Below are 13,892 nucleotides of genomic sequence, written 5' to 3' on the forward strand. Positions count from 1 at the left end.
CCACAAAAGAAAAGAGCGGGCCAAGGCCCGCTCCTTCCATCCAAATCCCAGTTGGGATCAGAAGCTCATGCTCAAACCCAGCGAGAAGCTGTCTGTGTCTGTATCTTCGTCGCGCGAGTCATCGGTGAATGTGCTGTCGCTGTAACCGGCCAGAACCGACAAACCACCACCAAGATCATAACCTGCGTTCAAAGCAAAACCTTCAGCGCTGTCACCGTTGCCAAAGTCGAACTCACCATAGTTAGCAGCCACAGTCAGCGCACCAGTTGTGTATGCCACACCAAGAGAAACGTGGTTCGAGTCTTCAATGAAGAGCACGTCACCGTCCGCATATGTCAGTACGGCTGAAAAACCGTTATCCAGAGCAGCCGATACGGAGAGCGCGAAGATATCAGCTGTTTCGCCCAGATCACTGTCACCGTCTTCGTCGATCAGACCAACACCCGGCGAGTTTAGCGCGTCTCCAAAGAACTCACCACCAACGTTGGCGTCAGCATCAATAGACTGGAAACCACCACCAACGGTGACACTACCAGCCCCGATGTCAAAGCTGTAACGGGCGGCCAAAGCAAAACCGGCATCGAGCTCATCTACGGCAGCAAAAGTCTCAGATCCATCTGCTGCAATAGTACCGTCGCCATCTTTATCGATGTCGATGTTACCTGTACCGCCTTGTTCGACCGAAATCGCGACTGCGAAGGCGTCGAAGGTGTATTCGTAGCGCATGATCTGGCCATCATATGCACCAGCACCGTCATGGAACGAACCGAAGAAGCCGAAATGATCGGTTTCATCATCTGCGATCGACCCTGGGTGACCAATGTTTTGGTCTTGCAGGGCGAAGTCGAGAGCACCGTCAGTATCACCCAACGTTACCTTACCGAAATCACCGGAGATAAATACGGCAAAGTCAGCATCAGACTTTTCGCCATCGGCATCCAGGTCAGGTGCTTCGTCCAAATCGACGGATACGCCAAACTGCAAGCCACCGTCTGTTTCGCCGGTCATATCAAAGGTAACGTCAACATCGCTCCAGAACTGGGTCGTGTCGTTATGGCGATCACCACCAACAATACCCATTTCTGCCGAACCCGAGATCGACACTTCTGCAGCCGCCATGCCGGCCATGCCGACGATTGCGGTGGAAGCGAGAAGAATTTTTTTCATCGTTTTCCCTCGTTAGTCTCTAAAGAGTGCACCGCAACCCGGGAATCCGAATTGGGTATGAGCCTTACTCGCGCTAACACCCGTTCATTGCAAGGCGCACCGCTCCCCGTGTCAGCGGGACAGAAAAATTGGTGCAGCTTTGCCACACTGCACCCAGCCCCCGAAAATTGAAAAACCTTGTGAGCCCCAGGACCTTAAGATAGACCGCGATAAAACAGGTGTCAGGGCAGCGGGATGAGCTTTGTAAAGATAGTGCGTTTGAGCGGCATGGCGGCGTTGATCACCACGTTGGCGGCCTGCGGTGGCGGAGGCAGCAATCCCTTTGGCGGCGATAGCGGTCTACTACGGCGGGGCAATGCCCCTGACAACCGCTCAATCACGGAGCGGCAAGTGGCAGAGAACACTCGCCAGTCCACGATCCTTGATCTGTTCACAAATGCCGATGACCCAAAGGTGACAGTCGAGGTCAACAAATACCTGTGGAATGCATCGCTTGATGTTCTGAACTTTCTTCCGATCCAGTCGGTTGATCCGTTTTCGGGCGTGATCACCACGGGCTTTGGCACACCGCCCGGTGGTGGCCGCGCCTATCGTGCAACTGTCCTGGTGCAGGATCCAGCTTTGGAAGCGCGGTCCTTGAAGGTGGCCTTGGCCACTCGCGGTGGCCCTGTCAGCGCCGAAACCCAGCGCGCTGTTGAGGATGCGATCCTGACCCGCGCCCGTCAGCTGCGGCTACGGGATGCTGATCTATAGACACTTCGCCCGCTGACACTCTATGACCGCGCCGGGCCAACTGCCCGGCGTTTTTATATTCAGGTGAGATCGATGTCCAAACTGAACCCCGCCGAGATTGAACCGAAATGGCAGGCTGCCTGGAATGATACGGGCACCTTCACGGCTGTGCGTGATCCGGCCAAACCCAAATACTACGTGCTGGAAATGTTCCCCTACCCATCCGGCAACCTGCATATCGGCCATGTGCGCAACTACACGATGGGGGATGTCGTCGCCCGCTACAAGATCGCGACAGGCCACGCAGTGCTGCATCCGATGGGATGGGATGCGTTCGGCCTGCCCGCCGAAAACGCCGCGATCGAGAAAAAGCTGCATCCCGGCGCCTGGACCCGCCAGAATATCGAGGCGATGAAAAAACAGTTCCGCATGCTGGGCCTGTCCCTGGATTGGAGCCGGGAATTCGCGACCTGTGACCCAGATTACTATGGCCACCAGCAGGCCTTGTTCATCGATTTTATGGAAAAGGATCTGATTTACCGCAAAGATGCGGTGGTGAATTGGGACCCGGTCGATATGACTGTGCTGGCCAATGAACAGGTGATTGACGGCAAGGGCTGGCGCTCGGGCGCGGTGGTCGAGCGTAAGGATCTGACCCAGTGGTTCTTCAAGATCAGCGACTATGCAGAGGAGTTGCTGGACGCGTTGGACGGCCTGAACAACTGGCCCGACAAGGTGCGCCTGATGCAGGCCAACTGGATCGGCGAGTCGCGCGGTCTGCAATTCGCCTTCGACCTGTCCGCCCCGGCGGCGGGGCAGACGCGGATCGAAGTCTACACGACCCGGCCCGACACGCTGATGGGTGCGTCCTTTGTCGGGATCTCGCCCGATCATCCGCTGACCAAGGCGTTAGAGGCTGATAATGCTGACATCGCAGCCTTCTGTGCCAAATGTCGCAAGACCGGCACCAGCGAGGAGGCCATGGAAAAGGCCGAGAAGCTGGGCTTTGATACCGGCCTGAAGGTGCGACACCCACTGAATCCCAACTGGGAATTGCCGGTCTGGATCGCCAACTTCATCCTGATGGACTATGGTACCGGCGCGATCTTTGCCTGCCCGGCCCATGACCAGCGCGACCTGGATTTCTGCCGCAAATACGATCTGCCGGTGGTCGATACATTTTTTGCGTTGGACAATCCTGTCCCCGCGGGGACAGAGGCGTTTGTGCCCCCCAAGACGGAAAAGGTGCGCTGGGTGAACCACTTTGCGGGTCTGGATGTGGCAACGGGGCAAGAGGCCATCGATACCACCATCGACTTTGCCGAACAGGCGGGTTGGGGGCGGGGCGTCACTCAATTCCGGTTGCGCGATTGGGGGTTGAGCCGCCAACGCTATTGGGGGTGCCCGATCCCGGTGGTGCATTGCCCCAATTGCGGCGTGGTGCCCGAGAAGAAAGAAAACCTGCCGATCAAGCTGCCCGAGGATGTGAATTTCGACGTTCCCGGAAATCCGCTGGATCGCCACCCGACATGGCGCAATGTCGCCTGCCCGGCCTGTGGCCAGCCAGCCCTGCGAGAGACGGACACGATGGACACTTTCGTGGACAGTTCCTGGTATTTCGCCCGGTTCACCAATTCCGATGCCGCAACCCCGACCGTGGCGGAGGATACCAGATATTGGATGAACGTTGACCAGTATATCGGCGGGGTGGAGCATGCGATCCTGCATCTGCTTTATTCTCGGTTCTTCGCGCGGGCCATGCATGTCTGCGGCCACTTGCCCGCCGCGGCAATCGAGCCGTTTGACGCCCTGTTTACCCAGGGCATGGTCACCCACGAGATCTATGAAACCCGCGATGCCAATGGACGATCCGTCTATCACCTGCCGGAGGAGGTATCGGACGGCAAGTTGAAGAAGACGGGGGAGACGGTGAAGATCATCCCCTCGGCAAAAATGTCGAAATCAAAGAAGAATGTGGTGGATCCGGCGGCGATCATCGCGTCCTACGGCGCGGATACCGCGCGCTGGTTTGTCATGTCCGACAGCCCGCCCGAACGCGATGTGGAATGGACAGCCGCCGGCGCGGAGGCCGCGTTCAAGCATCTGAGCCGGGTCTACCGGATCGCGGCTGAGTTGGTCGCTGATACTTCGGACGGCACAGCGGAGGACGCGGAGGCCCTGGCCCGTGTCGCCGCCCGCGCCATCCAGGATGTGACGGACGGGATCGAGGGGTTCCAGTTCAACACCTCGGTCGCCAAGCTTTATGCGTTCACCAATAGCGTCGCCAGATCGAAGGCGTCTGCTGAGGCGCGGCGGGAGGCGATGCGCGTCATGGCGCAGCTGATGCAGCCCATGACCCCGCACCTGGCCGAAGAGGTCTGGTCGATGCTGGGCGGTGCTGGTCTGGTCATCGATGCGCCCTGGCCCAAGGCCAACCCGGCGTTGCTGGTCGATGACACGGTGATCCTGCCGATCCAGATCAATGGCAAACGCCGGGCCGAGATCAGCGTGGCCAAGGATGCCAGTAAAGAGGCCATTGAAAAGATGGCGCTGGGCACCGATGCTGTGCAAAAGGCGTTGGACGGCGGGGTGCCGAAAAAGCTGATCGTGGTGCCGGGGCGGATCGTGAATGTGGTTATATAACAGACGTTTGGCCCTGCTCGGCCTGGGCGCGCTGGCGGCTTGCGGGTTTGAACCCGCCTTCGCCCCGGGCGGGTCGGGTGACCAGTTGCGCGGCCAGCTTTTGGTTTCGGCCCCCAAGGATCGCCAGGATTTCGACTTTGTTGCGCGGCTGGAGGATCGGTTGGGTCGCAACGGGGCGGCACCCTATGGGTTGAACTATGATATCTCGACGAGCATTGATGGGCTTGCGATTACGCCGGACCAGACGACCCAGCGGTTCAACCTGGAAGGTCGCGTTGATTTTCAGGTGATCGAGAATGCGTCGGGCGCCGTGTTGACCAGTGGGCGGGTGAACTCGTTCACCTCCTACTCGACCACGGGCACGACCGTGGCCACGCGGGCCGCCGAACGCGATGCCTATGCGCGGCTGGTCGTCATTCTGGCGGATCAATTGATCACCCGACTGATCGTCACCGGCGATCGCTGGCTGCCGTGAAGCTGAACACCCGCGATGCCACTGCGTTTTTCGCCAAGCCCGATCCGGGGCGCGCGGGCATCCTGATCTATGGCGCCGATGCCATGCGGGTGTCGCTGAAGCGCGAAGATATGCTGGCCAACCTTCTGGGGCCAAAGGCCGAAGAAGAGATGCGCCTGACCCGGTTCATGGGGGGTGATTTGCGGCGCGACGGCGCTGGGTTGCAGGATGCCATGCGGGCCATGGGGTTCTTTCCGGGCCAGCGGGCGGTGTTGGTGGAGGAAGCCGCCGATGGGTTGGCCGATGTCATGGCATCGGCCTTGGATGACTGGCAATCTGGCGATGCGATGGTGGTGGTCACGGCGGGATCACTGGCGGCGCGGTCCAAGTTGCGTAAGGTTTTTGAGAGCCATTCCAATGCCTTGGCCACCGGGATCTATGACGATCCACCGGGCAGGGCTGAGATTGAAGCTGAATGTGCCCGTGCGGGATTGCGCGAGGTGCCGCGGGAGGCGATGGCGGACCTTGAGGCACTGGGCCGATCACTGGACCCCGGGGATTTTCGGCAAACCATTGAAAAGATTTCGCTTTACAAGCTGAGCGATCAAATACCCCTGACCAGTAACGAGATTGCCATGCTGGCCCCCGCGACAATCGAGGCGGAGCTGGACGAGCTGTTGCATGCCGTGGCCGAGGCGCAATCGGACCGGATCGGCCCCCTGATGGTGCGGCTGGGCGGACAGGGCGTCCAGCCAGTCACCATGTGCGTCATGGCCAGTCGCCATTTTCGCACGCTGCATTCCGCCACCAGCGATCCGGGTGGGGCCGCGGCGGGGATCGGACGCGCGAAACCACCCGTTTTCGGGCCGCGGCGTGACCGGATGACCCGCCAGGCGCAGGATTGGGGCCTGACCCGGCTAGAGGCGGCATTGTCCAGCATATACCAGACGGATTTGGCGTTGCGATCTGCTGGACAGACCGCGCCGCAAATGGCGCTTGTTGAGCGGATGTTCATCCGGCTGGCGATGTTGCGCGGGGCGCGCGGGTAGGGGCTGGACCCTCCTGACAGGTCATGTCAGCCTCCGATGAAACCGGGGGACTGCGCCATGTATACAGTGATCGGAGGCACCAAGAGCCGCGCCATGCGCGTGATCTGGATGCTGGAGGAATTGGAGCAATCGTTCGAACATGTGGCGGCGCCGCCCCGATCCGATGACGTGGTGGCGGTGAATCCAGCGGGCAAGGTGCCGGTGCTGGTGGTGGATCAGACCCCAATCCTCGATTCCACTGCGATTTTGACGTATCTGGCTGATAAACATGGATCTTTTACCTATCCTGCCGGTACGATCGAACGTGCACGGCAGGACAGCCTGACCCAGTTTCTACTGGACGAATTCGACGCGGCCCTTTGGATGGCGGCACGACACAGCTTTATCCTGCCGGAAGAGTTGCGCCAATCTGCGGTCAAGGACAGCCTGAAATGGGAATTTGAACGCAGCCAGAGAACCCTGATCGGGCGGATGGGCGATGGTGACTATTTGATGGGAGATACCATCACGGTGCCGGATATCATCCTGGCCCATTGCATGGGTTGGGCCATCAGCGCCCGGTTCCCGATCAGCCAGTCCCGATTGGAAGATTACACCATCCGAATGCAGGCCAGACCCGCCTTTGAGCGTGCATCCGCACGGTAGGTTTTCCCCCAAAACCGGCGCACATGTTGCATGCAGATATGATGCACAAACCATGCATATCCCATACATACGCATCGCGGGGTAAATCGGCGCCAACGCAACGGCCGGATGTCTTGGTTTGGTCGCCCGGATGCCTAATGTGAGAGGCGCACATGCGCGCCAAAACCCGAAAGGAACATTCCATGGCCACACCGCCGATTTGTGATTTCAACTGGCCTGCACCGGATTTCGTTTTGCCGGCCACGGATGGCCGGACCTACACCTTGAACGATGTGACGGGGGAGGCAGGAACGCTGGTCATGTTCATCTGCAATCACTGCCCCTATGTCTTGGCAATCCTTGACCGTATGATCCGGGATGCGGCGGATCTGAAGGCGCTGGGTATCGGCGTTGTGGCAATCTGTTCGAATGATGCGCAGAGCTATCCGGCCGACAGTTTCGATAACATGAAGGGGATGGCGGAGCGCCACGCCTTTCCCTTCCCGTACCTGCATGATGAAGATCAATCAGTCGCCCGCGCCTATGACGCGGTATGCACGCCTGATTTCTTTGGTTTCGACAAGGATCTGGGTCTGCAATACCGGGGCCGCCTTGATGCCTCCCGCGCGCAACCGGGCGCTGCAGATCTGCGGCGCGACCTATTTGAAGCCATGAAACAGGTGGCAGCCACGGGAATGGGACCCGAGAATCAGGTCGCATCGATGGGCTGCTCGATCAAATGGAAGGCCGCTTGAAAGCGCCACGGGCTGCCGGGTGGTGGGATCAATCCAATGCGGCCTCGGTCAGGATCTTGAGGATCGAACCTGCCGTCTTGGCCAGGCTCGCGGCGAGATCTGCTTGCTCGGATATGCCGAGGCTCGACCATGTGCGGCCTTCATGTTCGCCTGTGAGGATGATGGCATCAGCCTCCCCCGTTTCGACATCGATCATAAGGCTGAGATTGTCTGTTTCCACCTGCAACGCGGCTGCGCCATGGGCGAGCTGTTGGAGGGCCGCGATCCGCTGTTGCTGTAAATCGGCCATGCGTTTGGCGCGATCCGCATCATGGAGGGTCTGGGCGCGATCAATCTCAGTACGCCAGGTCCGCATGGTGGCCAGGACTGGGCCACCGGCGCTGAGTGCCAGCAAAGGCGGGCAAAGAACACCAAGGGCAGTGCCCAGACCAACACCTGTGCCGACGCCGTCTTCAAGGCCGCTCCACCAGCCTGTAGCCGCATCGAGATCGGTGTTGAGAACGTGTCTGACAGATTGCCTACCACGGCCTTTCCCAGGTTACCGGCAAGGATTGGCAAGGCGGCAGCACGCACAGCTGTGCCTGACACGCCCATTTACAAGGGTTTGGACGGTGGCGCGGCGTAGTCGGCCAGCACGTCAAGCTCCACCTTGGCTTTGGCCAGCGTATCCTGTTCGATGCGGGTCCTGGCATCACCGGCGAGTTGAGCGGCCTAGTGGAGGGAGGCCAGCACCTGACGCATCTTGTCAGCTGAGACGGAGGTCATGTTGTCGATCTGCTCCAGCATCGCCATGACGGCAATCAGGCTGGAAACATGGACGGTATGAAACGCCCTGCTCATGCGCCAGCTGTCCGGGCCCGTCTGCAGCGTTTGAGCGATGATTTCCAGATCGCTGCGCCGCGTCCCGATGGCGCGCCGAAACGGACGGTTCGCCGATGACCGGGCTGCGACCAGCTTGGTCAGGTTCAGCAGGTTCTCAAGCCGGTTCGATGTGGATGGGTTGAGGTTCAATTCCGACGCGGCTCCGACGGTCAAACGCAGTGTAGGGCCACCTGAAGCCCTGACCTTGGCTTCGGCGACCGGACCATATGTGTGCATGTCTTGCCCGTCGTTTAGAGGGTTGGTGTGGTAAAAAAGTGTTTTGCACACGGAATTACCACGGCTGATGCAACGCTCGGCACAACGGTATCATGAAACCTCCGCCGCACGGCTAATGCCGGTGGGGTCATTTTTCCAAGTTATAGATAGCATCGTTTCCGAGTGCCCCATGATCTTATGTCGAACTTTTTTGGAGGCAGAATGCGATCCTTTTTTCCCCTTCTTTTAGCCGTCACTTTTGTGGGCGGGCCTGGCTTTGCGGCACCGGTTGTCTTTTCAGATGCCGGTCCCGGCGCGGCGGATATTCAAGACACTGTCGATGGGTTTCGTGCTGAGTTTTCGGCGCTGAATCCGTTCACCCCCACAAATGAAGATCCCGATGGCAGGCGCGAGATCAACTGGGACGGTGTGCCCGATGCCCTGGCCGATCCCAACGAACTGCCCGGTGACTTCTTTAACGCCAACATTCCGGGCCGGGCTCGGGGTATCGAATTTGTCCCGACCGGTGAGACCGAGGGGTTCGAAGTGTCATCATCGACCGCTTCGGGCGTGCCGATCCTGTTTGACGCGCCGGACGCAAATTCGTTTTTCAGCCCCGAGCGGATTTTTCGCCCGATCAATGGCTCGTCATTCGATATCCTGTTCTTCAATCCATTGGATCAGACAACCCCGGCCCTGACGCGGGGGTTTGGCGCGGTTTTCACCGGGCTTGAACAGGTGGGGCAGGCCGTCCTGTCCTATTTTGACATTGACGGGAACTTGATCGCCCAGGAAAGCGCGCCATCAAGCGGATCGGCCAACCTGTCGTTCCTGGGTGTCGTGTTTGACGATCCATTGATCGCCAAAGTGTCTGTCGGAACCGATCTTGTCGGCTTTGATGAAGCACCGGTCTTTGACGACTTCCTTTATGGGGAGCCGATCGCGGTGGAAGATGTCGCGCCGATCCCATTGCCTGCCGGGCTGGTCTTTGGTTTGACATCGATTGCCGGTCTGCTGGTGCTGCGTCGCCGCAAGGTTGACAGCGTCGCAGTTTGATATCGTGCGGCACCCGGACCGATCCCGGGTGCCGCATTTGATGCATGATCGGGTCAGCCTGAGGACGCGAGCGCGGATTGTGCGGCGTGGCGTGCGGTGGCCAGGCAGGCCGTGATGAGGTAGCCGCCGGTTGGTGCCTCCCAATCCAGCATTTCCCCGCAGGCATAGGTGCCGGCGCGTGATTTCAGCATCAGCTCTGGCGTGAGGGCGCTCCATGGTAGGCCGCCAGCGGTCGATATGGCCTCGTCCAGCGGGCGGGGGCCGGTGTGGGTGATGGGCAGAGCCTTGATCAATGGGGTCAGGTCGGGTGGATCCGCCGGAAAAGGGCGCGCGAACTCCTGGAGCAACGCGAGTTTTGCGGGTGGCAGGTTCAGGGATTTGCGCAAGTGGTTGCTGAGGCTGGTTTTGCCGCGCGGGCGGGACAAGCGTGTCGCGATGCGCTGGGCGGTCCAGTCGGGCATCAGATCCATCATCAGCGCGGCACCGTCCCGCAACGGGCGGGAGAGGGCGTAGATCGCGCCGCCTTCGAGCCCCTTGGCGGTGATGACACATTCACCCATGACAGTGTCTTTGCCAGTGGTGAGGCGGACCTGTTTGACCGGCTGGCCGAATTGGCGCGCCATCGGGGCAGACCATGGCACCGACAAGGCGGCGTTTGATGGGCGAAAGAGCGCGGTCGGGATGCCGTTGGCCGCAAGGATGTGGGCCCAATGCCCGTCGGAACCAAGACGCGCCCAACTGGCCCCACCCATGGCGAGCACTGTGATATCGGGGATCAGCCGCGTCATACCCGTTGGCGTGTCAAAGGTGCAGGCGGGGCCATCCCACCCGGTCCAGCGCCACTTGGTATGGATCGTCACCCCGGCCGTGACGAGCTGCGCCAGCCAGGCCCGCAACAGGGGTGACGCTTTCATGGCGCGGGGAAAGACGCGGCCGGTGGAGCCGGTAAAAACCTCTTGTCCCAGGGCGGTGGCCCAGTCCCGCACCTGGACCGGGCCAAAGGCACAGAGCATGGGGGCGAGATGTGGATTAGCCTCGAAATAGCGGCTGGCGAATGTGTCTGTCGGTTCGTCTTTGGTGAGGTTCAAGCCGGATTTACCTGCCATCAGGAATTTGCGCCCGACGGACGGTTTGGCCTCTGCCACCGTGACGGCACATCCCGCGGCGGACAAGATATCGGCGGCCATCAGGCCAGCGGGGCCCCCACCGATGATCAACGCTGTCCGGGTCATGCGGGATGGGCGCCATTGGGCAGGGCACCCTTGATCTCAACCACGCGGTGGGGGAACGGGATTTCGATATCTGCGTCCTTCAAGGCGATCCAGACGACCATCAACACGTCCGAGACGTATTTGTTTTTGCCGTCATCGATGCCATTGACCCAGAATTCGACGGCAAAGTCGATCCCACTATCGCCAAACGCCATGAGGTCGCATCCCGGCCCTTCGGGTTCGGACAGGACGAAGTCGCATTTGGCCACGGCAGCTTCGATGATGGCGGGCACCTGTGTCACATCGGTGTCGTAGCTGACAGAGAACGCGGCCTCGTATCGGTTGGCGGAGCCGCTGTCGGAGAAGTTGGTGACGCGCGTTGTGATGAAATGTTCGTTCGGGACGGTGATCCAGCGGCCATCGAAGGTTTCGAGGATCGTGGCCCGGGCCATCATCTTGACAATTGTTCCGGCCTCTCCACCGTCGAGTTCCACGTAATCGCCGACGGTGACCTCGCCTTCGAGCAGGAGGATCACGCCGGAAATGAAGTTTGAGGCGATTTGTTGCAGGCCAAAGCCCAGGCCAACGCCCACCGCCCCGCCGATGACGGCCAGGGAGGTGAGCGAGACCCCCATGATGTTCATCAGCACCAGGAAGGCGACGCCGAAAATCGCGACCTCTGCCGCCTTGGCCGCCAGTTGGCGGGTGGCCGGACGCATCTCTTCTTGCGTGACGATGTAGGTTTTGGACTGGCTGTTGGACCATTGGCCGAACCAGAAGATCACGCCACCCACGATGGCAAACTGGATGAGCCATAGCAGGTTGAAGGACAGGTTACCCAACGGGATCAACGTGGCCTCAAGCCGTGCCGCGACCAGGGGCAAAAGGCCCAAGGCATAAAGGGCGGCTGCCGGGACCAGGAAGAACTTGCCCAGGAGCTTGAGGAATGGGTCCTTTAGGATATCGCGGGCAAAGGCGCGGGCGGCGATAAACAGAAAGACCCGTTTGCCGAATGCGATGACCGCGCCGGAGCCAAAGACAGAGCGGGTGACCTGTTCCCCGATAGCCGTAAAGCCATAGGCCAGAATTGGCAGGATCAGCGGCAGGAAGATCAGCAAGAACCGGCGCGATGTCGCGATGATGTTCTGCTTTTCGGGGTCGGGGGTCAGCAGGCGGGTCAAGAATGGGGTAAGCCTGCGATTGACCAGAACGGCCAGAATATAGGCGGCCAGCAGGATGGCGAATTGCGACCAGGCGGCTGGGCTTGTCAGCCAGGTTAATGCGATCTCATAGCCCTGCACGGCGTATCCTGCGATACGCTGCACGATCTCCGGCTGCCCGGATAGGTCCAGTTCCATGGTGGCCCCCTCGCCCTCTGCCACTGGTTGTGGTGTCAGGGATAGGCCGAAGCTGCGCAGCAGGACAAGGTTTGCGTTGCCAAGACCGCAATCGGGCGTCTACTATTTTAACCGTAGATAGCAGACCAGGCAGGGGCGGCATGGCGCGGCGCAAGACGGATCTTTTGACCGAGGTCGAATTGGAATTCATGAAAGCGCTGTGGGAGATCGGCCAGGGCACGGTACGCGATGTCTTTCGCGCGTTGGAAAGCGATACGCCGCGGGCCTATACCTCGGTCGCGACGGTGCTGAAAGTACTGGAGGCCAAGGGATACGTCACCTCGGCCAAGGAGGACCGGACGCTGGTTTACCGCGCGATAGTGGCGCGGGATGCCTATGAAAGCCGGTCGTTGCGCCAGATCTCGAAATCCTTGTTCGGGGGGACCCCGCAAGCCATGGTGGCGCGGCTGGTCGAGGATGAGGACCTGACGGATGACATGATCCGCGAGATCCGCGCCATCATTGATGAAAGGATCGCCAGGGATGAATCTTAGGGGGCTGATCGATCTGATCGTGGATGCGAACGTCGCCTTTGCGCTTTTGGCGTTAGGTCTGGTTTTAGCGGAAGGCCTGTTTTGGGCACTGGGCCATGGCCGGGCCTATGCGGCGCGGCGGCGGCTGATGATCGCGGTATTCGCCGGTTTGCTGGTGCTGCCGCTTGTGCCGATGGTCGGACGTTGGATGGCCTATCCAGCCCAGGCCAATGTCACCGATCTGCTAGTGGCGCAGTATCTGAAGGGCAATATTTCCATGTCGGCCACGGATTTTGTGGGCCTTCTGTCCTGGCGGCACGAGGCGCTGTCCGTGTTGGACCGGGGCATGTCGCAGGACGGAGCTGTGCTGATGGCCTTGGCCGTGCTGGCGATCCTGACCACGCGGGCCTGTTTCGTGGCGTTCAGCATGGCGAGCATTGCCGCCATCATTGCGCGCGGAGCCGTCATCCGGCGGATGGCTGGCGTGACCATTGTGGTCGATGATCAGGTACGGATTCCGTTTTCGACCCGGGGGCTGCGGTCTTATTTCATTGTGGTGCCGCAAGCCTTGTTGACGGATCCGGCGACGCTGAAGATCGCCATCGGGCATGAGCTGCAGCATATCCGGCAGGGCGATATCGAGTGTGAGATCGTCTCTGCCCTGCTCTCACCAATCTTTATCCTGAACCCGGCCTTTTGGCTGATGTCGCGGAAATGGCGACGGCTGCGGGAATATACCTGCGATATCCACTATCTTGGCCGGTCTGGCTGCAACGCCAAGCTTTATGCGACCAGTCTGTTACGTGTGGCGCGGCAGGCCAAGGGTGACACGTCGCGCGGGGTTCTGGACGTGCTGTCAGTGCCGTTTGTGGGGCGGGCGCAGGTTTTTGCAGGCTCCGCCCGCAGCCGGTTGGCCGAACGGATTGGTGTGATCGCCGATGGTGCGGCCCCACGCCCCCATTTGGCGCTTCAAGGCGTTGTTGCGGCGGGGTTGTTCGCGCTTGTGGCTGTCGGTGGAATGTCGTTTCAAAAGCCGCCGAGTTGGAGCCATGATCGGATCATGTTGCGCACGGTGGCGACCTTGGAGCATTTGGAGCAAATGAACGGTCTGGCGGTTCGGTCCAGCTGGTAGCTGGATTCATCGGGCCCGGCTGACCCGGGACAAGTCCGGGATTAGATCACTTGAGAGGGGGGCGCTGCCCCCGATCGCCATGGGCGACCTCCCCCGGAGTATTTTTACCAATAAGAAAGTCC

Annotated in this window: 14 protein-coding genes; 9 read left to right on the forward strand and 5 right to left on the reverse strand. The window is 60.1% G+C overall.

Annotated features, from left to right (window positions below; genetic code table 11):
* Window positions 1-57: 57 nt before the first annotated feature.
* Window positions 58-1,167 (reverse strand): porin, encoded by a 1,110-nt coding sequence (locus tag IU397_RS06100; protein ID WP_204411811.1) that lies wholly within the window; start codon window positions 1,165-1,167, stop codon window positions 58-60.
* Window positions 1,168-1,401: 234 nt separating this feature from the next.
* Between IU397_RS06100 and IU397_RS06105 the strand changes: the two genes are divergently transcribed.
* The 6 genes from IU397_RS06105 to IU397_RS06130 all read left to right on the forward strand — a co-directional run bounded on the left by IU397_RS06105 (window position 1,402) and on the right by IU397_RS06130 (window position 7,424).
* Window positions 1,402-1,920 carry a DUF3576 domain-containing protein gene (locus IU397_RS06105; protein WP_204411812.1) on the forward strand — a complete coding sequence of 173 codons (519 nt, stop codon included), beginning with the start codon at window positions 1,402-1,404 and terminating at the stop codon, window positions 1,918-1,920.
* A gap of 72 nt (window positions 1,921-1,992) precedes the next feature.
* Window positions 1,993-4,542: a leucine--tRNA ligase gene (gene leuS / locus IU397_RS06110; RefSeq protein ID WP_204411814.1), complete on the forward strand. Its 2,550-nt coding sequence runs from the start codon at window positions 1,993-1,995 to the stop codon at window positions 4,540-4,542.
* On the forward strand, window positions 4,529-5,017 hold the full coding sequence (lptE, locus tag IU397_RS06115; RefSeq protein WP_204411816.1) for an LPS assembly lipoprotein LptE: 489 nt from the start codon (window positions 4,529-4,531) through the stop codon (window positions 5,015-5,017). Before leuS ends, lptE begins: the two co-directional genes overlap by 14 nt.
* Window positions 5,014-6,045, forward strand: a complete 1,032-nt coding sequence (gene holA / locus IU397_RS06120; RefSeq protein ID WP_204411818.1) for a DNA polymerase III subunit delta — start codon at window positions 5,014-5,016, stop codon at window positions 6,043-6,045. Before lptE ends, holA begins: the two co-directional genes overlap by 4 nt.
* A 57-nt stretch (window positions 6,046-6,102) precedes the next feature.
* The gene (locus IU397_RS06125; protein WP_204411820.1) at window positions 6,103-6,690 is read left to right on the forward strand and encodes a glutathione S-transferase family protein; all 588 of its coding nucleotides are present in this window, start codon (window positions 6,103-6,105) and stop codon (window positions 6,688-6,690) included.
* Window positions 6,691-6,872: 182 nt separating this feature from the next.
* The gene (locus tag IU397_RS06130) at window positions 6,873-7,424 is read left to right on the forward strand and encodes a thioredoxin family protein (protein ID WP_204411822.1); all 552 of its coding nucleotides are present in this window, start codon (window positions 6,873-6,875) and stop codon (window positions 7,422-7,424) included.
* Between the two features lie 28 nt (window positions 7,425-7,452).
* On the opposite strand, the gene IU397_RS06135 is transcribed toward IU397_RS06130, so the two are convergent.
* The gene (locus IU397_RS06135) at window positions 7,453-7,779 is read right to left on the reverse strand and encodes a hypothetical protein (protein ID WP_204411825.1); all 327 of its coding nucleotides are present in this window, start codon (window positions 7,777-7,779) and stop codon (window positions 7,453-7,455) included.
* Window positions 7,780-8,135: 356 nt separating this feature from the next.
* Window positions 8,136-8,522, reverse strand: coding sequence for a hypothetical protein (locus IU397_RS06140; RefSeq protein ID WP_204411827.1), 387 nt, complete (start codon window positions 8,520-8,522; stop codon window positions 8,136-8,138).
* A 201-nt stretch (window positions 8,523-8,723) separates the two neighbouring features.
* On the opposite strand from IU397_RS06140, the gene IU397_RS06145 reads away from it, so the two are divergent.
* Entirely contained in the window at window positions 8,724-9,557 is an 834-nt protein-coding gene (locus tag IU397_RS06145) for a VPLPA-CTERM sorting domain-containing protein (protein ID WP_204411828.1), read from the forward strand.
* A gap of 53 nt (window positions 9,558-9,610) precedes the next feature.
* Here IU397_RS06145 and IU397_RS06150 read toward each other — a convergent pair whose 3' ends face one another.
* Together IU397_RS06150 and IU397_RS06155 are read right to left on the reverse strand one after the other, a co-directional pair.
* Window positions 9,611-10,789, reverse strand: coding sequence for a TIGR03862 family flavoprotein (locus tag IU397_RS06150; RefSeq protein ID WP_204411830.1), 1,179 nt, complete (start codon window positions 10,787-10,789; stop codon window positions 9,611-9,613).
* Window positions 10,786-12,126, reverse strand: coding sequence for a mechanosensitive ion channel family protein (locus IU397_RS06155; protein WP_204411832.1), 1,341 nt, complete (start codon window positions 12,124-12,126; stop codon window positions 10,786-10,788). Before IU397_RS06155 ends, IU397_RS06150 begins: the two co-directional genes overlap by 4 nt.
* A 140-nt stretch (window positions 12,127-12,266) precedes the next feature.
* Here IU397_RS06155 and IU397_RS06160 point away from each other — a divergent pair, with 140 nt between their 5' ends.
* Window positions 12,267-12,659 carry a BlaI/MecI/CopY family transcriptional regulator gene (locus tag IU397_RS06160; protein WP_204411834.1) on the forward strand — a complete coding sequence of 131 codons (393 nt, stop codon included), beginning with the start codon at window positions 12,267-12,269 and terminating at the stop codon, window positions 12,657-12,659.
* On the forward strand, window positions 12,649-13,770 hold the full coding sequence (locus tag IU397_RS06165) for a M56 family metallopeptidase (RefSeq protein WP_204411836.1): 1,122 nt from the start codon (window positions 12,649-12,651) through the stop codon (window positions 13,768-13,770). The genes IU397_RS06160 and IU397_RS06165 overlap by 11 nt, the downstream gene beginning before the upstream one ends.
* Window positions 13,771-13,892 lie beyond the last annotated feature (122 nt).

Origin of the sequence: Actibacterium sp. 188UL27-1 (assembly GCF_016901225.1) — a bacterium.
Taxonomy (GTDB): Bacteria; Pseudomonadota; Alphaproteobacteria; order Rhodobacterales; family Rhodobacteraceae; genus 188UL27-1.

Excerpts from the sequence above, each read along its gene's own strand:
- lptE (WP_204411816.1), top strand. The coding sequence starts at position 4,529 with ATGTGGTTATATAACAGACGTTTGGCCCTGCTCGGCCTGGGCGCGCTG.
- IU397_RS06130 (WP_204411822.1), top strand. The coding sequence starts at position 6,873 with ATGGCCACACCGCCGATTTGTGATTTCAACTGGCCTGCACCGGATTTC.
- IU397_RS06125 (WP_204411820.1), top strand. The coding sequence starts at position 6,103 with ATGTATACAGTGATCGGAGGCACCAAGAGCCGCGCCATGCGCGTGATC.
- IU397_RS06160 (WP_204411834.1), top strand. The coding sequence starts at position 12,267 with ATGGCGCGGCGCAAGACGGATCTTTTGACCGAGGTCGAATTGGAATTC.
- IU397_RS06140 (WP_204411827.1), bottom strand. The coding sequence starts at position 8,522 with ATGCACACATATGGTCCGGTCGCCGAAGCCAAGGTCAGGGCTTCAGGT.
- IU397_RS06100 (WP_204411811.1), bottom strand. The coding sequence starts at position 1,167 with ATGAAAAAAATTCTTCTCGCTTCCACCGCAATCGTCGGCATGGCCGGC.
- IU397_RS06135 (WP_204411825.1), bottom strand. The coding sequence starts at position 7,779 with ATGCGGACCTGGCGTACTGAGATTGATCGCGCCCAGACCCTCCATGAT.
- IU397_RS06105 (WP_204411812.1), top strand. The coding sequence starts at position 1,402 with ATGAGCTTTGTAAAGATAGTGCGTTTGAGCGGCATGGCGGCGTTGATC.
- leuS (WP_204411814.1), top strand. The coding sequence starts at position 1,993 with ATGTCCAAACTGAACCCCGCCGAGATTGAACCGAAATGGCAGGCTGCC.
- IU397_RS06165 (WP_204411836.1), top strand. The coding sequence starts at position 12,649 with ATGAATCTTAGGGGGCTGATCGATCTGATCGTGGATGCGAACGTCGCC.
- IU397_RS06150 (WP_204411830.1), bottom strand. The coding sequence starts at position 10,789 with ATGACCCGGACAGCGTTGATCATCGGTGGGGGCCCCGCTGGCCTGATG.
- IU397_RS06145 (WP_204411828.1), top strand. The coding sequence starts at position 8,724 with ATGCGATCCTTTTTTCCCCTTCTTTTAGCCGTCACTTTTGTGGGCGGG.
- IU397_RS06155 (WP_204411832.1), bottom strand. The coding sequence starts at position 12,126 with ATGGAACTGGACCTATCCGGGCAGCCGGAGATCGTGCAGCGTATCGCA.